Origin of the sequence: Serratia sp. 2723 (assembly GCF_050434425.1) — a bacterium.
Lineage (GTDB): Bacteria > Pseudomonadota > Gammaproteobacteria > Enterobacterales > Enterobacteriaceae > Chania.
Genome location: NZ_JBNDIN010000001.1, coordinates 449,641 through 470,211, shown reverse-complemented (window position 1 = coordinate 470,211; position 20,571 = coordinate 449,641). Strand labels below are relative to the sequence as shown.

The 20,571-nt window shown below is 56.5% G+C and carries 17 protein-coding genes; 13 read left to right on the top strand and 4 right to left on the bottom strand.

Features of this window, described 5'->3' with window-relative positions:
* The first annotated feature begins 15 nt into the window (after window positions 1–15).
* From thiB to ilvN, 6 genes are all read left to right on the top strand, one after another.
* Window positions 16–1,002 (top strand): thiamine ABC transporter substrate binding subunit, encoded by a 987-nt coding sequence (gene thiB, locus ABIE29_RS02235; protein ID WP_429616628.1) that lies wholly within the window; start codon window positions 16–18, stop codon window positions 1,000–1,002.
* Window positions 978–2,585, top strand: coding sequence for a thiamine/thiamine pyrophosphate ABC transporter permease ThiP (gene thiP / locus ABIE29_RS02230; RefSeq protein WP_429616627.1), 1,608 nt, complete (start codon window positions 978–980; stop codon window positions 2,583–2,585). The genes thiB and thiP overlap by 25 nt, the downstream gene beginning before the upstream one ends.
* Window positions 2,572–3,276 carry a thiamine ABC transporter ATP-binding protein ThiQ gene (gene thiQ / locus ABIE29_RS02225; RefSeq protein ID WP_261160852.1) on the top strand — a complete coding sequence of 235 codons (705 nt, stop codon included), beginning with the start codon at window positions 2,572–2,574 and terminating at the stop codon, window positions 3,274–3,276. Before thiP ends, thiQ begins: the two co-directional genes overlap by 14 nt.
* An 88-nt stretch (window positions 3,277–3,364) precedes the next feature.
* Window positions 3,365–3,478, top strand: coding sequence for an ilvB operon leader peptide IvbL (ivbL, locus tag ABIE29_RS02220; protein ID WP_193569011.1), 114 nt, complete (start codon window positions 3,365–3,367; stop codon window positions 3,476–3,478).
* Between the two features lie 113 nt (window positions 3,479–3,591).
* Entirely contained in the window at window positions 3,592–5,286 is a 1,695-nt protein-coding gene (gene ilvB / locus ABIE29_RS02215; RefSeq protein WP_429616626.1) for an acetolactate synthase large subunit, read from the top strand.
* Window positions 5,287–5,289: 3 nt separating this feature from the next.
* On the top strand, window positions 5,290–5,583 hold the full coding sequence (gene ilvN / locus ABIE29_RS02210; RefSeq protein WP_024527189.1) for an acetolactate synthase small subunit: 294 nt from the start codon (window positions 5,290–5,292) through the stop codon (window positions 5,581–5,583).
* A gap of 65 nt (window positions 5,584–5,648) precedes the next feature.
* Here the strand turns inward: ilvN and dinQ (ABIE29_RS02205) are convergent, their stop codons facing one another.
* From dinQ (ABIE29_RS02205) to ABIE29_RS02195, 3 genes are all read right to left on the bottom strand, one after another.
* Window positions 5,649–5,729, bottom strand: a complete 81-nt coding sequence (dinQ, locus tag ABIE29_RS02205) for a damage-inducible type I toxin DinQ (RefSeq protein WP_166735140.1) — start codon at window positions 5,727–5,729, stop codon at window positions 5,649–5,651.
* Window positions 5,730–6,200: 471 nt separating this feature from the next.
* Window positions 6,201–6,281: a damage-inducible type I toxin DinQ gene (dinQ, locus tag ABIE29_RS02200; protein ID WP_166735140.1), complete on the bottom strand. Its 81-nt coding sequence runs from the start codon at window positions 6,279–6,281 to the stop codon at window positions 6,201–6,203.
* 394 nt (window positions 6,282–6,675) lie between these two features.
* Entirely contained in the window at window positions 6,676–7,443 is a 768-nt protein-coding gene (locus ABIE29_RS02195) for a DedA family protein (protein ID WP_429616625.1), read from the bottom strand.
* 170 nt (window positions 7,444–7,613) lie between these two features.
* On the opposite strand from ABIE29_RS02195, the gene ABIE29_RS02190 reads away from it, so the two are divergent.
* The 3 genes from ABIE29_RS02190 (at window position 7,614) to rluA (ending at window position 13,954) form a co-directional block, all read left to right on the top strand.
* Window positions 7,614–9,980, top strand: coding sequence for a DNA polymerase II (locus tag ABIE29_RS02190; RefSeq protein WP_429616624.1), 2,367 nt, complete (start codon window positions 7,614–7,616; stop codon window positions 9,978–9,980).
* A gap of 362 nt (window positions 9,981–10,342) precedes the next feature.
* Window positions 10,343–13,249 carry an RNA polymerase-associated protein RapA gene (rapA, locus tag ABIE29_RS02185; RefSeq protein WP_429616623.1) on the top strand — a complete coding sequence of 969 codons (2,907 nt, stop codon included), beginning with the start codon at window positions 10,343–10,345 and terminating at the stop codon, window positions 13,247–13,249.
* A 54-nt stretch (window positions 13,250–13,303) separates the two neighbouring features.
* Window positions 13,304–13,954 carry a bifunctional tRNA pseudouridine(32) synthase/23S rRNA pseudouridine(746) synthase RluA gene (gene rluA / locus ABIE29_RS02180; protein ID WP_429616622.1) on the top strand — a complete coding sequence of 217 codons (651 nt, stop codon included), beginning with the start codon at window positions 13,304–13,306 and terminating at the stop codon, window positions 13,952–13,954.
* A 32-nt stretch (window positions 13,955–13,986) separates the two neighbouring features.
* Here rluA and djlA read toward each other — a convergent pair whose 3' ends face one another.
* Window positions 13,987–14,811, bottom strand: coding sequence for a co-chaperone DjlA (djlA, locus tag ABIE29_RS02175; protein WP_429616621.1), 825 nt, complete (start codon window positions 14,809–14,811; stop codon window positions 13,987–13,989).
* 230 nt (window positions 14,812–15,041) lie between these two features.
* Here djlA and lptD point away from each other — a divergent pair, with 230 nt between their 5' ends.
* The 4 genes from lptD (at window position 15,042) to rsmA (ending at window position 20,566) form a co-directional block, all read left to right on the top strand.
* The gene (lptD, locus tag ABIE29_RS02170; protein WP_429616620.1) at window positions 15,042–17,408 is read left to right on the top strand and encodes an LPS assembly protein LptD; all 2,367 of its coding nucleotides are present in this window, start codon (window positions 15,042–15,044) and stop codon (window positions 17,406–17,408) included.
* Window positions 17,409–17,474: 66 nt separating this feature from the next.
* Window positions 17,475–18,776: a peptidylprolyl isomerase SurA gene (gene surA, locus ABIE29_RS02165; RefSeq protein WP_429616619.1), complete on the top strand. Its 1,302-nt coding sequence runs from the start codon at window positions 17,475–17,477 to the stop codon at window positions 18,774–18,776.
* On the top strand, window positions 18,763–19,755 hold the full coding sequence (pdxA, locus tag ABIE29_RS02160) for a 4-hydroxythreonine-4-phosphate dehydrogenase PdxA (RefSeq protein ID WP_429616732.1): 993 nt from the start codon (window positions 18,763–18,765) through the stop codon (window positions 19,753–19,755). The genes surA and pdxA overlap by 14 nt, the downstream gene beginning before the upstream one ends.
* Window positions 19,748–20,566 carry a 16S rRNA (adenine(1518)-N(6)/adenine(1519)-N(6))-dimethyltransferase RsmA gene (gene rsmA, locus ABIE29_RS02155; RefSeq protein ID WP_429616618.1) on the top strand — a complete coding sequence of 273 codons (819 nt, stop codon included), beginning with the start codon at window positions 19,748–19,750 and terminating at the stop codon, window positions 20,564–20,566. The genes pdxA and rsmA overlap by 8 nt, the downstream gene beginning before the upstream one ends.
* Window positions 20,567–20,571: the final 5 nt, after the last annotated feature.

Here is a 20,571-nt window from a genome sequence, read left to right as displayed (position 1 = left end):
TATTAGGAGTGCAAAGTGGTCAAAAAATACCTGCCCTGTTTATTACTGCTAGCGGCGATGCCCATCCTGGCCAAGCCAACGCTGACGGTTTACACCTACGACTCTTTCGCTGCCGACTGGGGCCCAGGCCCGGCGGTAAAAAAAGCCTTTGAGGCCGAATGTGACTGCGAATTGAAATTCGTGGCGCTGGAAGACGGCGTTTCATTACTCAATCGCCTGAGAATGGAAGGCAAGAACAGCGCCGCCGACGTGGTTTTGGGCCTGGACAACAACCTGTTGCAAGCCGCGCAGCAAACCGAGCTGTTCACCGCCAGCCAAGTCGATACTAGCAAGCTCACCGTTCCCGGTGGCTGGCACAACCAGACCTTCGTTCCCTATGACTATGGCTACTTTGCCTTCGTCTACAACAAAGACAAGCTGAAGAACCCGCCGACCAGCCTGAAAGAGTTGGTGAGCAGCGATCGCCCCCTGAAAATCATCTATCAGGATCCACGCACCAGCACGCCTGGCCTTGGCCTGCTGCTCTGGATGCAGAAAGTGTATGGCAACGAGGCACCGCTTGCCTGGCAACAGTTGGCGAAGAAGACCGTCACCGTGACCAAAGGCTGGAGTGAAGCCTACGGCCTGTTCCTGAAAGGGGAAGGTGACATGGTACTGAGCTACACCACCTCCCCCGCCTACCATCTGATCGAAGAGAAAAAAGACCTGTATGCGGCGGCCAACTTCAGTGAAGGCCACTACCTGCAAATCGAAGTCGCGGGCAAGCTGAAGGCCAGCAAACAGCCAGAACTGGCCGAGCGCTTCATGCAGTTTATGATCTCCCCAGCCTTCCAGAACACCATACCCACCGGCAACTGGATGTACCCGGTGATCAAGACGCAGCTACCCGCCGGTTTCGAACAGATGGCCGTACCGCAAACGGCATTGCAATTCAGCGCCGAGGAAGTGGCACAACAGCGTGGTAACTGGATCCGGGCATGGCAAACCGCCGTCAGCCACTGATCCCCCGCTGGTTATGGCCGGGGCTGATGGCCGCCGGTCTGATCCTGCTTGTCGCGTTGGCGGCTATGGGTTCGCTGTGGCGTCATGCGCCTGAAAACGATTGGCGTAGCCTGTGGCAAGACAGCTACCTGTGGCACGTGGTGCGCTTTACCTTTTGGCAGGCGCTGCTCTCTGCCGTGATCTCGGTGGTGCCGGCTATCTGGCTGGCCCGGGCGCTGTACCGGCGGCGCTTCCCTGGCCGTAACTTGCTGCTGCGCCTGTGCGCCATGACGCTGGTGCTGCCGGTGCTGGTCGCGGTGTTTGGCATGTTGAGCGTCTACGGCAGGCAAGGCTGGCTGGCAACGCTCTGCGGTTGGCTGGGCGTGAACTACAGTTTTTCGCCTTATGGCCTGCAAGGCATTCTGCTGGCACATCTGTTCTTTAATATGCCCCTGGCCACCCGCCTGCTGCTACAGGCGCTGGAGAACATTCCCACCGAACAGCGCCAACTGGCCGCACAGCTGGGGATGAACGGCTGGCAGCAGTTCCGCTTTGTGGAGTGGCCAGCGTTACGCCGCCAGATCCTCCCCAGTGGAGCCTTGGTGTTTATGCTGTGTTTTGCCAGCTTTGCAACCGTATTGTCGTTGGGCGGCGGGCCGCAGGCCACCACCATAGAGCTGGCGATCTATCAGGCCTTGAGTTACGACTACGATCTCAGCCGCGCTGCGCTGCTGGCGCTGATCCAACTGGCTTGCTGCCTGGGGCTGGTGGTGCTCAGCCAACGTTTGAGCCAGACTCTGCCGGTTGGCCATACCCACGCCCAGCGCTGGCGCGACCCGCAAGACAGCCTGGGGCGGCGTATTGCCGATACGCTATTCATTATCGCTGCCCTGCTGTTGCTACTGCCGCCATTGTTGGCGGTGATCATCGACGGTGCCAACCAGACGCTGGTCACCGTGCTGCAACAGCCAATTCTCTGGCAGGCCCTGTTCACCTCGCTGCGCATCGCACTAGGCGCGGGTATTTTGTGCGTGGTATTGACCATGATGCTGTTATGGAGCAGCCGTGAACTGAAACTGCGGCAACGGGCCGCCTGGGGCCAAACGCTGGAACTGAGCGGCATGGTGATCCTGGCGATGCCGGGCATTGTGCTGGCTACCGGTTTCTTCCTGTTGCTGAGCGATACCACTGGGCTGCCGCAGTCGCCTTATGCGCTGGTGATCCTCACCAATGCGTTGATGGCGGTGCCCTACGCGCTGAAAGTGCTGGAAAATCCGATGCGCGATCTGGCCGAGCGTTATAATCCTTTATGCTTGTCGCTGGATATCCACGGCTGGCAACGGCTGCGCTGGATCGAGCTGAAAGCGCTGCGACGCCCGCTGGCGCAAGCACTGGCCTTTGCCTGCGTGCTGTCGATTGGCGATTTCGGTGTGGTGGCACTGTTCGGCAACGAACAGTTCCGTACCCTGCCTTTTTATCTCTATCAGCAGATTGGCGCTTACCGCAGCAACGACGGGGCCGTAACTGCCCTGCTGCTGCTGCTGCTCTGTTTCCTGCTGTTTACTCTGATTGAACGTTTACCGGGCCGCCATGCTGACGCTTGAAAAACTGACCTATCTGTACGAACACCTGCCGATGCGTTTTGACCTGCGCATTCAGCCGGGAGAACACGTCGCGGTGCTGGGCCCTAGCGGCGCAGGCAAAAGTACCTTGCTCAGCCTGATCGCCGGTTTTCTACCGGCGGCCAGCGGCAAGCTGTGGCTCAACGGAAGCGATCATACCGCTTCGCCACCGGCCAAACGCCCGGTGTCGATGCTGTTTCAGGAAAACAACCTGTTTGCCCACCTGACGGTCAGGCAAAACATCGGCCTGGGGCTGGATCCTGGCCTGCGCTTAACCGCCGCACAGCAGGAACAGTTGGCACAGATTGCCCAACAGGTCGGGCTGGAAGAACATCTGCAGCGCCTGCCGTCACAGCTTTCCGGTGGGCAGCGGCAGCGGGCAGCCTTGGCGCGTTGCCTGATCCGCCAGCAGCCGATCCTGCTGCTCGACGAGCCTTTCTCTGCACTCGATCCGGCACTGCGCAGTGAGATGCTGCAACTGCTGCAAAACGTCTGCGACCAGCGCCAACTTACACTGCTGATGGTTTCACACAATCTTGAGGATGCCGCCCGCATCGCGCCGCGTACCTTGCTGGTCGTGGATGGCCGGATTTATTACGACGGCCCGACGCAGGCATTGGTAAGCGGCAGCGCACCGGAGGCCAAGGTGCTGGGTATTCCGGTTAAACCGTGATCTACCACGCGTTTTTTATGCTGAACCAATAAACCTGTTGTGCGAATTTTGCACCTGTGGTTTTATAAAATTCTGTTTTTTACTACTGATGATAAGGCTCCCTGTGATCGCATCCTCGCTGACCTCGACCCTACTAACAACCGCGCTACCAGCCGCGGTGGTCGTCGTGCGTGTGGTGGTGGTCGTCGGCAACGCGCCGTAGGGTCCGAATCAACGCATCGATTCCCAAACCCCGCCGGCGCAAACCGGGCGGGGTTTCTTGTTTTAGTCCCCCTGCCCAGAAAAGCTAACCGGCCCAGAGAAAAGGAAAGGCACATGGCAACTTCGGGCACGCCACACCAAGGCCAACGTATTACCGGCGCACAGCTGATCGTGCATCTGCTGGAGCGTCAGGGTATCACCACTATTGCAGGCATTCCCGGTGGCGCAGCGCTGCCGCTGTACGATGCTCTGAGCCAAAGCACCGTCATCCAGCACGTGCTGGCCCGCCACGAGCAAGGGGCCGGTTTTATGGCGCAGGGCATGGCACGTACCAACGGCAAGGCGGCGGTCTGTATCGCCTCCAGCGGCCCGGGAGCCACCAATCTGGTGACCGCCATTGCCGACGCCAAGCTCGATTCGATCCCGCTGGTGTGCATCACCGGCCAGGTCTCTTCCTCGATGATCGGCACCGATGCCTTCCAGGAAGTCGATACCTACGGTATCTCCATCCCAATCACCAAATACAACCACCTGGTCCGTGATATCAGCGATCTGCCACAGGTGATCTGCGACGCGTTCCGCATTGCCGAATCCGGCCGCCCAGGCCCGGTGTGGATCGACATCCCGAAAGACGTGCAAACCGCCGAAATTGAGTGGGATTTGTTACCGCCAATGGCCGTACCAGATGCCCCACCGGCCTTTGATAGCAAGCAGGTTGAACAGGCTGCGGCAATGATCAACCAGGCCAAGCGCCCTATTCTGTATCTGGGCGGCGGCATCATCTGCGCAGAAGCCCATAAACCGGCGCTGGAAATGGCCGAGCGTTCCAACCTGCCAACCACCATGACGCTGATGGCATTGGGCGCAATGCCGGTAGAGCACCCGTTGTCATTAGGCATGTTGGGGATGCACGCCGCGCGCAGCACCAACTTCATCCTGCAAGAAGCCGATCTGCTGATCGTACTGGGCGCCCGCTTCGACGACCGGGCAATCGGTAAAACCGAGCAATTCTGCCCGAACGCCAAAATTATCCACGTGGACATCGACCGTGCCGAACTGGGCAAGGTTAAACAGGCCAATATTGCCATCCATGCCGATGTCGGCCAGGTGCTGCAACAGCTGTTACCGATGATCGAGGCTCAGCCGCGTAGCGAGTGGATGAACACCGTTAACGATCTGAAGCGTGAATTCCCGTTCAACATGCCGAGCGTGGAAGATCCATTAAGCCATTACGGTCTGGTTAAGGCCGCTGCACGCTGCGTGGATGAAAGTGCCATTATCACCACCGATGTCGGCCAGCATCAGATGTGGGTAGCCCAGGCTTATCCACTGAGCCGCCCGCGCCAGTGGCTGACCTCCGGCGGTTTGGGCACCATGGGCTTTGGTTTGCCTGCTGCGATTGGTGCAGCCCTGGCAGAGCCGCAGCGCAAGGTGCTGTGTTTCTCCGGTGACGGCAGCCTGATGATGAATATTCAGGAGATGGCGACCGCCGTTGAGCACAATCTGGATGTGAAGATCATCCTGATGAACAACCAGGCCTTGGGATTGGTACACCAGCAGCAGACGCTGTTCTATCAACAGCATATCTTTGCCGCCACCTATCCAAAGCGTACCGATTTCCTGAAGATTGCCGCCGGTTTTGGCCTGGATACCTGCGATTTGAATGCCGAGGCAGATCCACAGGCTGCGCTGCTGGCGGCGATCCAACGCCCTGGCCCTTGCCTGATCCACGCGCTGATCGATATCAATGAAAAAGTCTACCCAATGGTGCCACCGGGTGCCGCCAACATCGAAATGATTGGAGAATAAGCCATGCAATCACTACAAAAGAATCCACAGGTGATCCTGGAGTTGGCGGTACGGAACCATCCGGGTGTGATGACCCACGTTTGCGGCCTGTTTGCCCGCCGTGCCTTTAACGTGGAAGGTATTTTATGTATGCCGCTGAAAGATGGAACCCAGAGCCGCATTTGGCTATTGGTGGCCGACGATCAACGCCTGGTGCAGATGATCAGCCAGGTTGAAAAGCTGGAGGATGTGTTACAAGTGAAACGCCATAGCGAAGATATGCGGGTATTTGAGCAGTTGGAGGCGTTCTTCCAGTAAGCTTTCGCGGCTGAATGTTAAAGGCCGGGAGTGGTTAGCCCCCGGCCTTAGCTACGTTTCCATTATCAGTTCAGTAACTGAAGCACATAACGGATCAGTTCCAGCAACGCGATCAGCGCCCCAAGAACGATGATTGCCTTGTCAATATCAATCACCCGTCTTCTCCATAACATGGAGTGAGCCACCGCCGCTTACCCTTACATTGCCTGTCACAGCGCAGCACTCAGTTGTTAGATGGGTGCAGTCTCACTCCGGCCAGAGCGCCGGATAACGGCACCACCCGTACACCCGACCAGGACTTGAATGTGTACATACGCATACCGGAAGTAATGACAGCAGCAGAGCTAACCCGCTGATTATATCTTAACCAATCCAAGGCACGACATACCAGATATCCGATTTCTGAGTTTTTTGACATTAGGGGAGTTCAAAGATAAAATTGGTCCCGTTAGATGGGTGCTGTCTCATCCGGTCAGAGTTACCAGCTCTAGAGCGGGAAATAAAAAAACCGACCTCACCAGTCGGTTTTTTTACGCCTGAAATCAGCCCGCCAGCACTTTCCATAAATGTTAAAGGCCGGGAGTAGTTAGCCCCCGACCTTAGCTACGTTTCCGTTATCAGTTCAGTAACTGAAGCACATAACGGATCAGTTCCAGCAACGCGATCAGCGCCCCAAGAACGATGATTGCCTTATCAATATCAATCACCCGTCTTCTCCATAACATGGAGTGAGCCACCGCCGCTTACCCTTACATTGCCTGTCACAGCGCTGCACTCAACTGTTAGATGAATGTGGCTTCACTCCGGCCAGAGCACCGGATAACGGCACCACCCGTACACCCGATCAGGGCTTGAATATGTACATGTGTGAACCGAAGTAAAGACAGCAACAGAGCTAACCCGCTGATTATATCTTAACCACCTCAAGGCACGACATACTAGATATCCGATTTCTGAGCTTTTGACATTGGAGGGTATCAAAGATAAAATTGATCCTGTTAGATGAATGCGGCTTCAACCGGTCAGAGTTTTCCACTCGGTACCGGGAAATAAAAAAACCGACCTCACCAGTCGGTTTTTTTACGCCTGAAATCAACCCGCCAGCACTTTCCACAGCAGGTGTCGATACACCGGCATTAACGCTTGCTGATGCATATAATAGAAGCAAACCAGTGCCCCTACCCAGCCAGCAATACAGGCCAACCGCAGCCGCATCGGCGTTAGCCAGCGCGTTAGCTTGTCGGCACTGCGCTTTCCTTCACGCCACCAGCGCCAACTCAGCCAGGCCGCCAGCCAGACCAAGACCACCACACCAAACAGCAGCCATTTGAACAACGCGCTGTTGGCGCTAGCAGGAATATCGATCGCGACTCCCGCCAGAATGCCGGGGAAGAAATAGACCGGTGGCCAGGTCAGGCAACCGATGATATTGGGCAACGCAAATTTGTAGGGAGGCAGATCGAGCATGCCGGCCACCATCGGCACCAGCGGGCGCGTAGGGCCAACAAAGCGGCCGATCAATACGGTAATAATGCTGTGCTGATGCAGCGCATGCTCGGTTTTATCCAGCATCGCCTTGTTCTTTTTCAGGAACGACCAGCGGTGCAGCGGCCCCTTGAAAGCCCGGCCGATAAAGTAGGAGATCCAATCCCCCAGCAGACAGCCGACAATGCCAGCCCCCCAGGCCATATAAAAGTCCACCTGCCCGCTGCCGATCAGTGCGCCAATGCTGGCCATCATCACCGTACCCGGCAATAACAAACCGACCAACGCCAGCGACTCCAGGAACGCCACCAACATGACCACCACCAGGGTGAAAGCCAATGACTGGGTGATCAACTGCTGTAAATAGGCTTCCATTAAACCTCTGTTGGTAAGCTAAACGTTTGGGCGAAGGATTGTCCGGCGCTGGCCAGGGGGAGTCAATTGTTGAATTGTATGTAGATTTAGCCAATCCGGCCAATAATAGACAATTACTGTATAAAAACCCATACTATAAACATCTATAGATCACCGATGCTCAAAAACTAGTGACATCTCTACAGCAGGGTTTCTTACTCACCCGCCATTGGCGTGATACGCCCACCGGTACCGAAGTTGAGTTCTGGCTGGCAACCGATAGCGGGCCACAACGGCTACGACTGGCCCCACAGACCTCCGTGGCATTTATTCCCGCCGCACAGCGTCAGCGGGCGGAGTTACTACTGCGTGAAGAGCGTCATATCGAGCTGAAACCCCTGCCGCTGCAAGATTTCCACTCCCGTCCGGTGATGGGCCTTTATTGCCGCCAGCACCGTCAGTTGATCAAGCTGGAAAAGCTGCTTAAAGAGGGCGGCGTCAACATATTTGAGGCCGATATCCGCCCGCCGGAACGCTATCTGATGGAGCGTTTTATCACCGCCCCGGTGTGGTTCAACGGCCAACCCGACGGTAATGGCCTGTGGCTCAACGCCCAGATGAAACCTGCCCCAGACTACCGCCCCACTTTAAAGCTGGTATCGCTGGATATCGAAACCACCGCCCATGGCGAACTTTACTCCATCGCGCTGGAAGGCTGCGGCCAGCGCCAAGTGTATATGCTCGGCCCGGCCAACGGCGGCGTTGAGGCGCTGGATTTCGAACTGGAATACTGCAACAGCCGCCCACAGCTGCTGGAACGCCTGAACCAATGGCTGGAGCAGCACGATCCCGACGCCATCATTGGCTGGAACCTGGTGCAGTTCGATCTGCGGGTGCTGCAAAAGCATGCCGAACGCTATCAGATCCCCCTGCGCTTTGGCCGTGGCGGTAACCTGTTGGAATGGCGCGAGCACGGCTTTAAGCAAAACCACTTCTTCGCTTCGGCCTCCGGACGGTTGATTATCGACGGTATCGAGGCGCTGAAATCGGCCACCTGGAACTTCCCGTCCTTCAGCCTGGAATATGTAGCGCAAGCGCTGCTTGGGGAAGGGAAATCGATCGATAACCCTTACCAGCGGATGGCAGAAATAGACCGCCGTTTTGCCGAAGATAAACCCGCCCTGGCCCGCTATAACCTCAAAGACTGCGAGCTGGTGACACGCATTTTCGCCAAAACCGAACTGCTGACCTTCCTCCTCGAACGCGCCACCGTGACCGGGCTGGCGGCCGATCGCAGCGGCGGCTCGGTGGCGGCCTTCAACCATCTTTATATCCCGCGCATGCATCGTCAGGGCTATGTGGCCCCTAACCTTGGGGAGTTGCCGGAAGAGCACAGCCCCGGCGGCTTTGTGATGGATTCACAGCCCGGCCTGTATGATTCGGTGCTGGTACTGGATTACAAGAGCCTGTATCCATCGATCATCCGCACCTTCCTGATCGATCCCGTCGGGCTGGTAGAAGGCATGCAGCACCCGGATGATGAAAACTCGGTGCCGGGTTTTCGCCAGGCTCGCTTCTCCCGTAACAAACACTGTCTGCCGGAAATCGTGCGCCAGATCTGGCAGGGGCGCGAAGCGGCCAAACGCCACAACAACAAACCGCTGTCGCAGGCGCTCAAGATCATCATGAATGCGTTCTACGGCGTGCTGGGATCGAGCGGCTGTCGCTTCTTCGATCCCCGGTTGGCCTCGTCGATCACCCTGCGTGGCCACGAGATCATGCGCCAAACGCAGGAGTTGATCGAAGCTAAAGGTTACCAGGTGATCTACGGCGATACAGACTCGACCTTTGTCTGGCTGAAAAAAGCCCACAGCGAACAGCAAGCCGCCAAGATTGGCCGCGAACTGCTCGATCATGTCAATCAATGGTGGCAGCAGCATCTGCAACAGCAATATGGGCTGGAAAATGCGCTGGAGCTGGAGTTTGAAACCCACTATTCCCGCTTTTTAATGCCCACCATCCGCGGTGCCGAACAGGGCAGCAAAAAGCGCTATGCCGGGTTGATCAGCAAACCGGACGGCAGTGAAGAGATGGTGTATAAAGGGTTGGAAACGGTGCGCACCGACTGGACCCCGTTGGCACAGCAGTTTCAACAGCAGCTCTATCAACGCATCTTCAAACACCAGCCCTATCAGGACTTTGTGCGCGATTACGTGGCCAAAACGCTGAACGGCGAATTTGACGACCGGCTGGTGTACCGCAAACGCCTGCGGCGCAAGCTGGACGACTATCAACGCAATGTCCCGCCCCACGCCCGTGCAGCCCGCCTGGCCGATGACTATAATCGTCAACAGGGGCGGCCGCTGCAATATCAGAACGGTGGCTGGATCAGCTATGTGATGACGCTAGCCGGACCAGAGCCGCTGGAAAACCGGCAATCCGCGATCGATTACGATCATTATCTCGAACGCCAGCTGCAGCCGGTGGCAGACGCTATACTTCCCTTCCTGTACGACGATTTTTCGGCGTTGGTAACCAGGCAGATAGGTCTGTTCTGAGCGGTCAAAGCAGAAGGTAATGCCATCCCATGGGGAAACCCTTTCTTTTTACTGATGTTAGTCGGCATTTGGGAAGAAAAAATCATCGGGTTTTACAGGTGACGAATGCGCCGCCTTCCATTACCATAGCGCCCTTCCCGAATTCTGAACCACTATTCACAACATCGTTGTCGCCATGCCGTCACCAGACGTTAGCTTGGCGTAACAGGCTATTACCCGCTAAACGAAAATTAAAGCTAGCCAACCGGTAACAACCCGGTGGCAGGCAAGATACCGGGAATAGCGAGCAGTTGAAACAGGTTACCCTGGGCTTATCTGCCGGGTAGCAAGACTTACTTAAATAAGAATCGAGCCGACAAACTATGCCTTTTACACTTGGTCAACGCTGGATCAGCGATACGGAAAGCGAATTGGGACTGGGAACCGTGGTAGCACTGGACGTGCGCATGGTCACCCTGCTTTTCCCCGCAACCGGTGAAAACCGCCTCTATGCCAGAAACGACTCGCCAATCACCCGCGTGATGTTTAACCCGGGCGACACCATCAGCAACCACGAAGGCTGGCAGTTGCAGGTGGAGGAAGTCAAAGAGGATAACGGCCTGTTGACCTATATCGGCACGCGTCTGGACACCCAGGAAAGCGGCGTCGCTATGCGTGAAGTGCTGCTGGACAGTAAGCTGACCTTCAGTAAACCGCAAGACCGCCTGTTTGCCGGTCAGATTGACCGCATGGATCGCTTTGCGCTGCGTTTCCGCGCCCGCAAATACCAGAGCGAACAGTATCGCCTGCCGTTCGCTGGCCTGCGTGGTATGCGCGCCAGCCTGATCCCGCACCAATTGCATATCGCCTACGAGGTCGGCCAGCGCCATGCGCCGCGCGTTCTGTTGGCTGATGAAGTGGGCCTAGGTAAAACCATCGAAGCCGGGATGATTATTCATCAGCAACTGCTGGCTGGCCGCGCCGAACGCGTGCTGATCGTGGTGCCGGAAACCCTGCAACATCAGTGGCTGGTTGAAATGATGCGTCGCTTCAACCTCTATTTCTCGCTGTTTGACGATAGTCGCTACTCCGAAGCGATGCTCGACAGCAGTAACCCGTTCGAAACCGAACAGTTGGTGATCTGTTCGCTGGATTTCGTGCGTCGCAACAAGCAGCGCCTTGAGCAGTTGGCCGATGCCCACTGGGATCTGCTGGTGGTAGACGAAGCCCACCACCTGGCCTGGAGCGAAGAAGCGCCGAGCCGTGAATATCAGGTGATTGAACAGTTGGCGGAGCACATCCCGGGCGTACTGCTGCTGACGGCAACCCCGGAGCAGCTTGGCCAACAGAGCCACTTTGCCCGCTTGCGCCTGCTGGATCCCAGCCGTTTCCATGACTACCAGGAGTTTGTCAGCGATCAGCAGAAATACCGCCCGGTAGCCGATGCGGTGACGCTGCTGCTGAGCGGCGAACGCCTGGCGGATGACAAGCTGAACCTGCTGGGTGAGCTGATCGACGAGCAGGACATTGAGCCATTGCTGAAAGCGGCCAACAGCGATACCGACAACAGTGAGCAGGCGCGCCAGGAACTGGTCACCATGCTGATGGATCGCCACGGCACCAGCCGCGTGCTATTCCGTAACACCCGTAACGGCGTAAAAGGTTTCCCACGCCGTCACCTGCACCAGATCAAACTGCCGTTGCCAACGCAATATCAGACGGCAATCAAAGTGTCCGGCATCATGAGCGCCAAGAAAACCGTCGAAGCCCGCGCCCGCGACATGCTCTACCCAGAACAGATTTATCAGGAGTTCGAAGGAGAGAATGCGACCTGGTGGAACTTCGATCCGCGCGTTGAGTGGCTGCTGGATTATCTGATCGCCAACCGTCATGAAAAAGTGCTGGTGATTTGTGCCCAGGCCGCGACCGCTCTGCAACTGGAGCAGGTGCTGCGTGAGCGCGAAGCGATCCGTGCCGCCGTGTTCCATGAAGGGCTGAGCATTATCGAACGCGATCGCGCCGCCGCCTATTTCGCTTCACAGGAAGAAGGCGCGCAGGTACTGCTGTGCTCCGAAATCGGTTCGGAAGGGCGTAACTTCCAGTTTGCCAGCCAAATGGTGATGTTCGATCTGCCGTTCAACCCGGACCTGCTGGAGCAACGTATTGGCCGTCTGGATCGTATCGGCCAGATGCACGACATCCAGATCATGGTGCCTTACCTGGAAAATACCGCTCAGGCCGTGCTGGGCCGCTGGTTCCATGAAGGGCTGGATGCCTTCGAGCATACCTGCCCAACTGGCAGACCGATTTATGACAGCAGCTACGAGCAACTGATTGGCTACCTGGCCGCTCCTGCCGAGCAGGAAGGTCTGGACGAGTTTATCCATGCCTGTCACCAGCAGCATAACCAGTTGAAAACGCAGCTGGAGCAGGGCCGCGACCGCCTGCTGGAAATGCACTCCAATGGCGGTGACAAGGCGCAGGCGCTGGCAGAAGCCATTGCGGCGCAGGACAACGACATTAATCTGGTGAGCTTTGCGCTCAATCTGTTCGATATCGTCGGCATCAATCAGGAAGACCGCAGCGACAACCTGATCGTCCTGACTCCGTCCGACCATATGCTGGTACCGGACTTCCCGGGGCTACCGCAGGATGGCTGCACCGTGACGTTTGATCGCGAGCAAGCGCTATCGCGTGAAGATGCCCAGTTTGTCAGTTGGGAACACCCGATTATCCGCAACGGGCTGGATCTGATCCTCTCCGGCGACACCGGGAGCTGCGCGGTTTCCCTGTTGAAAAACAAGGCACTCCCGGTAGGCACCCTGCTGGTCGAACTGGTGTATGTGGTTGAAGCTCAGGCCCCTAAACACCTGCAGTTGACCCGCTTCCTGCCGCCAACGCCGATCCGCATGTTGATGGATCGCAAGGGGACCAACCTGGCGGCACAGGTCGAGTTTGAAAGCTTTAACCGCCAACTTAACGCGGTCAATCGCCACACCTCCAGCAAGCTGGTCAATGCGGTGCAGCAAGAAGTGCACGTGATGCTGCAACAGGCAGAAAGCCTGGTGGAAGAACAGGCCCGCGCCCTGATCGAACAGGCCAAGCAAGAGGCCGATGACAAGCTGAGTACCGAGCTGGCACGTCTGGAAGCCCTGAAAGCGGTTAACCCGAATATCCGTGATGACGAAGTCGAAACGCTGGAGTTCAACCGCAAGCAGGTGCTGATTAACCTCAACGAAGCGGGATGGCGGCTGGATGCTATTCGCCTGGTCGTGGTGACACACCAGTGATCCACACAACGGGGAGCCAAGGCTCCCCGATTTGCCATTCTCAGCGGAGCTAACATGGAACCTTACAATCCCCCGCAAGATCCGATGCACGTGCTGTATCAGGATGAGCACATCATCGTGGTCAACAAACCTAGTGGGCTGCTTTCCGTGCCTGGCCGTGCCCCGGAAAACAAGGACAGCCTGATGACGCGCATCCAGGCAGACTTCCCGGCAGCGGAGTCCGTGCATCGCCTGGATATGGCAACCAGCGGGGTGATCGTGGTGGCGTTGAACAAGGCCGCCGAGCGTGAGCTAAAACGCCAGTTCCGCGAGCGCGAGCCGAAAAAATGCTACATCGCCCGCGTGTGGGGGCATATGGCACAGGATGAAGGGTTGGTGGATTTACCGCTGATTTGCGACTGGCCAAACCGGCCCTTGCAGAAGGTCTGTTTCGAAACCGGCAAGGCCGCACAGACAGAATATGTGGTGCTTTCCCGGGATGCGGATGGCAGCACGCGGGTCAAGCTGCTGCCCATCACCGGGCGCTCACACCAATTGCGCGTGCATATGCTGGCATTGGGTCATCCCATTCTCGGCGACGGCTTCTACGCCCCGCCAGAGGTCAAGGCGATGGCACCGCGCCTGCAACTGCACGCACAAGAGTTGTGCATCACCCATCCCGCGTTCCAGACCCCGATGCATTTTCGCGTAGAGCCGGATTTCTGAGTTTTTAAGAGCGCCGCACACGGCGCCCTTAACTATTTAAAACCCTTCTCGCGTTTGATCAGGTCGTAAGCCGCCTGGATCTCCTGCGCTTTCTGTTTCGCCATCTCCATCATTTCCGGCGGTAATCCCTTGGCAACCAGCTTGTCCGGGTGATGTTCGCCCATCAGCTTACGGTAGGCCCGCTTGATGGTGGTGGCATCGTCACTGCTGCTCACACCCAGCACCTTGCAGGCATCTTCCAGCGTTGGGCCACGTTGCGCCTGCTGGTAGCCGCCCTGGGAGTACCCCCCTTGCCAACTGCCGCCGCCGAACTGACGCCCGCCTTCAATCATGCTGAGAAACTGATCGAACTGAGCGCGGGAAATTCCCAACTCTTCGGCGATCACATACAGCACCTGGCGTTCGTTCGGATGCAGTGAGCCGTCGGCGAACGCGGCCTGGATCTGAATTTCCAGAAACATCCGAATCAGGTCAAAGCGACCAAAACAGATGCTGCGTAACTGCTGCAAGGTTTCACGCAACGGGAACTGGCTGTGCTTGCCTTCGCGGAACGCCTGCTGCGCCGCGGTACGGGCCTCGCCATGCAGCTGCAGGCGGTCCATAAACAGGCTGGCTATCTGGATATCGGCTTCGGTCACCCGCCCTTTCGATTTGGTCAGATGCCCCATAACCTGAAAGGTGGTGCGGAAAAATAACGTCTGCCGCGTTTGCTGATCGGTAAAGAAGCCCCGGCTGCGCTTGTTATTACGTGCGGTATCGATCATATGGCCAACGATCAACCCCAGCACTACACCCCAGAATCCGCCGCCAGCCCAAATGGCGACAATCACTCCGAGCAGTTTTCCCCAATACTGCATATACTCCCCAACTATCAAACCGTAATAAGCCGTGTATCCCTATCGGTACGAGCAAGGGTTAAGGCGATTTTTTCCAAGAATTCGATTATCATACCTGTCATTTATCTCTGCGCCTAACGACGACGCAATCGAACGGCAGGATTTAACACTAGCGCAACGCTGATGAGTGATATAGTCTCTGACCGTTTGCCGGACATGACGCCTCTGATGACGGAACACCAAAACCGCGTATGAAAAAAAGTTTCCCAACACTGCTGGCCACGTTGATTTGGACGGCAATTTATAGTCAGCACGCGCTGGCAGATCTGGCCGAGCAATGTATGCTCGGCGTGCCTGTTTACGATAAACCGCTGATATCCGGCGACCCCAGCAGCCTGCCGGTCACCATCATTTCCGATGATTCACAAGCCAACTACCCGAACAGCGCGCTGTTCACCGGCAACGTCAACATCGAACAGGGCAACAGCACGCTGACGGCGAAACAGGTTGAGCTGAACCAGACGCAAAAAGACGGGCAGCCTGATCCTATCCGTACCGTTACCGCCACCGGTGACGTGAACTACGCGGATAATCAGATTAAACTGAAAGGCCCTAAAGCCTGGTCAAACCTGAACACCAAAGATACCGACGTCTATCAGGGCGACTATCAGATGGTAGGCCGCCAAGGGCGTGGTGACGCCGACAAGATGAAGATGCGCGGTCAAAACCGCTACACCATCCTGGAAAACGGCACCTTCACCTCCTGCCTGCCTGGCGATAACAGTTGGAGCGTAGTGGGCTCCGAAGTGATCCACGATCGCGAAGAAGAAGTGGCCGAAGTGTGGAACGCCCGCTTCAAGATTGGCAAGGTACCGGTGTTCTACAGCCCTTATTTGCAGTTGCCGGTGGGCAATAAGCGCCGCTCCGGCTTCCTGATCCCCAATGCCAAATATGGCAGTAATAACGGCTTCGAGTTCATGCTGCCGTATTACTGGAACATTGCGCCAAACTTTGATGCCACCATCACACCGCACTATATGACGAATCGTGGCCTGCAGTGGCAGAACGAATTCCGTTATCTGTTGCAACCGGGTCTGGGGACTATGGCCTTCGACTGGCTGCCAAGCGATAGCCGGTACGAGGACGACCACGGGGATGTCGACGACAGCAAGCGTTGGCTGTTCTACTGGGGCCATAATGGTGTAATGAATCAGGTGTGGCGCTTCAATATCGACTACACCAAGGTCAGTGACCCCTATTACTTCACCGATCTGGATTCCAAATACGGTTCCACCACCGATGGCTACGCCACGCAGAAATTCAGTGCCGGTTATGCCGATGAAAACTGGGATGTCACGCTGGCCTCCAAGCAGTTCCAGATCTTCAGCGGTGCAGGTAACCAGAACGCCTACCGTGCACAGCCGCAGTTGGATCTCAACTACTATAAATCGGATATCGGTCCGTTTGATTTCCACACCTACAGCCAGGTTGCCAACTTTACCAGCGTCAACCCAAATAACCCGGAAGCCACCCGTTGGCACATTGAACCGGCGATCAATCTGCCGTTGGCCAACAGTTGGGGCAGCCTGAATACCGAAGCCAAACTGATGGCAACGCATTTCCAGCAGACCATCCCGAACGGTTTTGCCGCTGACTATGCCAGCCGTAACCAGGGGAGCCCGGTTCCCGATCTGGAAGGCTCGGTCAACCGCGTACTGCCGCAGTTCAAAACCGATGGTAAAGTGGTGTTTGATCGCCCAATGGATTGGTCAGAAGGTTATACCCAAACCATCGAGCCACGTATGCAGTACCTGTACGTGCCTTATCGCGATCAAAGCAATATCTATACTTATGACTCAACCCTGCTGCAAACCGACTACTCGGGCCTGTTCCGTGACCGTTCCTACAGCGGCCTGGATCGCATCGCCTCGCAGAACCGTGTGGCAGCCGGTGTCACTTCGCGTATTTATGATGACGCGCTGGTTGAACGTTTTAACGTGTCCGTAGGTCAAATCTACTACCTCAGCCGTTCGCGGACCGGGGATCAAAGTCGCAGCTTTGATAATAGTGATGATACCGGCAGCGTCGTCTGGGCTGGTGACACCTATTGGAAGATTGATGATCGCTGGGGCCTGCGCGGTGGTGTGCAATACGACACCCGTCTTGACAGCTTCGCGTTAGGTGACGCGGTAGTGGAATATCGTCAGGATCAGAATCGCATGGTGCAGTTGAACTACCGTTATGCCAGCCCGGAATATATTTCGGCAACCCTGCCGGATATCAGCAACCCAGGCTATCAGGACGGTATTTCACAGGTCGGTCTGATGGCCAGTTGGCCGATTGCCGATCGTTGGGCTGTGGTCGGGGCGTATTACTACGATACCCGTGCGAAACAAACCGCTAACCAGTTGGTCGGCCTGCGTTATAACACCTGCTGCTGGGCGGTTAACGTGGGTTATGAACGCAAGATCACCGATTGGGACTACGGCAATCAGGTCAGTAAGTACGATAACAAAGTTTCATTCAACATCGAACTGCGTGGTTTGAGCAGCGATCACAGCCTTGGCACCAATGAAATGCTGCGCTCGGGTATTCTGCCTTACCAACGCGCCTTCTGATATTGATTAACAAATTGAAAAAAACAACTTTCACCCGCATTTGCGGATACAGATAACGGGAAATGTATGAAGAACTGGAGAACGCTTCTTCTCGGATTGGTGGTTTGTGCCAATACCGCGTTCGCAGCACCGCAACAAATGGATAAAGTCGCCGCCGTCGTCGATAACGGCGTAGTACTCGAGAGCGACGTGAACGGCCTGATGCAATCGGTGAAACTCAACGCACAGCAGGCTGGCCAGCAATTGCCAGACGACAATACGTTGCGTCACCAGATCCTTGAACGTCTGATTATGGATAACATCCTGCTGCAGATGGCGCAAAAAATGGGGATCTCCGTCAGCGATGCCGATCTGGACAAGGCAATCGGCAATATCGCCGCCCAGAACAAGATGAGCCCGGATCAGCTGCGTAGCCGCCTGGCGTATGAAGGTCTGAACTACAGCACTTACCGTGCGCAAATCCGCAAGGAAATGCTGACCTCGGAAGTGCGTAACAACGAAGTACGCCGCCGTGTCACCATCCTGCCACAGGAAGTTGACGCGTTGGCCAAACAGGTGGGCGCACAGAACGGCGGTGAAACCGACATCAACATCAGTCACATCCTGATCCCACTGCCAGAGAATCCTTCGCAGAAGCAGGTTGATGAAGCTGAAGCGCTGGCCAAACGCCTGGTGGGTGAAGCAACCGGCGGTGCCGATTTCGGCAAGCTGGCAATCACCTACTCCGCCGACTCTCAGGCGCTGAAAGGCGGCCAGATGGGTTGGGGTAAACTGCAGGAAATGCCAACGCTGTTCGCAGAACGTCTGTCCAGCGCCAAAAAAGGCGACGTGGTTGGCCCGATCCGTTCCGGCGTCGGCTTCCATATCCTGAAGGTTAACGATATCCGTGGCGGCACCCAGTCAATTTCCGTGACCGAAGTGCATGCCCGCCATATCCTGCTGAAACCTTCAGTAGTCATGACCGACGATCAGGCGCGCACCAAGCTGCAAGAGGTGGCTGCGGCCATCAAGAGTGGCAAAGCGAAGTTTGAAGACGAAGCCAAACAGCTGTCACAAGATCCAGGTTCAGCCCTGCAAGGTGGCGATCTGGGTTGGGCTTCGCCTGACATGTACGATCCTGCCTTCCGTGATGCACTGTTGAGGCTGCAAAAAGGCCAGGTCAGCGAGCCAGTACACTCTTCCTTTGGCTGGCACCTGATCCAACTGCTGGATACCCGCCAGGTGGACAAAACCGACGCGGCGCAGAAAGATCGTGCCTACCGCATGTTGTTTAACCGCAAGTTTGCCGAAGAAGCGCAAACCTGGATGCAGGAACAACGTGCTGCGGCTTACGTGAAGATCCTCGATGGAAGCAATGCACCGCAATAACCGTATCGTCATCACCCCCGGCGAGCCTGCCGGGGTTGGGCCGGATTTGGTCACCGTGCTGGCACAACAGGATTGGCCTGTTGAGCTGGTAGTGTGTGCCGATCCGGCCTTGTTGCTTGAGCGCGCCCGCCAGCTGGCGTTACCGCTTACGCTGCGTGAATACCAGCCAGACCAGCCCGCACAGCCACAGCGTGCCGGGACATTAACGGTATTGCCCGTTGTCGCCCCGGCGGCCGTAGTTGCTGGCGAGTTGAACGTCGCCAACAGTGCCTACGTGGTCGCTACCCTGGCTCGCGCCTGCGACGGCTGCCTGAACGGTGAGTTCGCCGCGCTGGTCACCGGCCCGGTTAACAAAAGCATCATCAACGACGCTGGCGTCGTCTTTACCGGCCACACCGAATTCTTTGCCGATCGCAGCCATTGCGATCGCGTGGTGATGATGCTGGCAACCGAAGAGCTGCGCGTCGCACTGGCAACGACCCATCTGCCCTTGCTGGCTGTGCCTGGTGCCATCACCCAACAAAGCCTGTTCGAAGTGATCACCATCCTCGATCGGGATCTGAAAAACCAGTTTGGCATTCCGCACCCGTTGATTTACGTCTGTGGGCTAAACCCGCACGCGGGTGAAGGTGGCCATATGGGGCGTGAAGAGCTGGATGTAATTATTCCGGCTTTGGAGGTGCTGCGCAGCCGCGGCATCCAGCTGATTGGCCCGCTCCCGGCGGATACGCTGTTCCAGCCCAAATATCTGCAACATGCAGATGCGGTGCTGGCGATGTATCACGATCAGGGCTTGCCTGTACTAAAATACCAGGGGTTTGGTCGGGCGGTGAATATCACCCTCGGTTTACCTTTTATCCGTACCTCGGTCGACCATGGTACCGCGTTGGAACTGGCTGGCAGCGGCACTGCCGATGCCGGCAGCTTCAAAACGGCCTTGGCTCTCGCCATTAAAATGATAATTAACAGCAATGAATAATAGAGTCCACCAAGGGCACTTTGCCCGCAAACGTTTTGGACAGAACTTTTTAACCGATCAGTTTGTCATCGATAGCATTGTCTCGGCCATTCATCCACAGCCGGGCGAAGCGGTGATCGAAATCGGCCCGGGCCTGGGAGCCTTGACCGAACCGGTTGGCGCGCGGATGGATCGCATGACGGTGATTGAGCTCGACCGCGATCTGGCCGCCCGCCTGGCCAATCACCCGCAGTTGAAAGACAAGCTGACCATTCATCAGCAAGATGCCATGACGGTGAACTTCGCCGAACTGGCAGAGGTGGAAGGCCAATCGTTGCGCGTATTCGGCAACCTGCCGTATAACATCTCGACGCCGCTGATGTTCCACCTTTTCAGCTATACTTCAGCTATCCGCGACATGCACTTTATGCTGCAAAAAGAGGTGGTCAACCGTCTGGTTGCCGGCCCGAACAGCAAGGCATACGGGCGCTTGACCGTGATGGCGCAGTATTACTGCAACGTTATTCCCGTGTTGGAAGTGCCGCCGACTGCGTTCGCGCCGCCGCCTAAAGTCGATTCTGCCGTGGTTCGTCTGGTACCGCATCTGGTGATGCCAAATATTGTCGGCGATGTGCGTATGCTAAGCCGCGTGACCACCCAGGCGTTTAACCAACGCAGAAAAACCATCCGCAACAGCCTGGGCGATCTTTTCACCCCGGAACAGTTGACGGAACTCGGCGTCGATCCGACGCTCAGAGCAGAGAATATTTCTGTTGCGCAGTACTGTAAGCTGGCAAACTGGCTTTCACAACAGCAGGCGCCGCAGCAATAAAGGAG

Bases quoted from the DNA above. Each gene is read 5' to 3' on its own strand.
- thiP (WP_429616627.1), top strand. From the start codon at position 978: ATGGCAAACCGCCGTCAGCCACTGATCCCCCGCTGGTTATGGCCGGGG.
- thiQ (WP_261160852.1), top strand. From the start codon at position 2,572: ATGCTGACGCTTGAAAAACTGACCTATCTGTACGAACACCTGCCGATG.
- ivbL (WP_193569011.1), top strand. From the start codon at position 3,365: ATGATAAGGCTCCCTGTGATCGCATCCTCGCTGACCTCGACCCTACTA.
- ilvB (WP_429616626.1), top strand. From the start codon at position 3,592: ATGGCAACTTCGGGCACGCCACACCAAGGCCAACGTATTACCGGCGCA.
- ilvN (WP_024527189.1), top strand. From the start codon at position 5,290: ATGCAATCACTACAAAAGAATCCACAGGTGATCCTGGAGTTGGCGGTA.
- ABIE29_RS02195 (WP_429616625.1), bottom strand. From the start codon at position 7,443: ATGGAAGCCTATTTACAGCAGTTGATCACCCAGTCATTGGCTTTCACC.
- rapA (WP_429616623.1), top strand. From the start codon at position 10,343: ATGCCTTTTACACTTGGTCAACGCTGGATCAGCGATACGGAAAGCGAA.
- rluA (WP_429616622.1), top strand. From the start codon at position 13,304: ATGGAACCTTACAATCCCCCGCAAGATCCGATGCACGTGCTGTATCAG.
- djlA (WP_429616621.1), bottom strand. From the start codon at position 14,811: ATGCAGTATTGGGGAAAACTGCTCGGAGTGATTGTCGCCATTTGGGCT.
- lptD (WP_429616620.1), top strand. From the start codon at position 15,042: ATGAAAAAAAGTTTCCCAACACTGCTGGCCACGTTGATTTGGACGGCA.
- surA (WP_429616619.1), top strand. From the start codon at position 17,475: ATGAAGAACTGGAGAACGCTTCTTCTCGGATTGGTGGTTTGTGCCAAT.
- pdxA (WP_429616732.1), top strand. From the start codon at position 18,763: ATGCACCGCAATAACCGTATCGTCATCACCCCCGGCGAGCCTGCCGGG.
- rsmA (WP_429616618.1), top strand. From the start codon at position 19,748: ATGAATAATAGAGTCCACCAAGGGCACTTTGCCCGCAAACGTTTTGGA.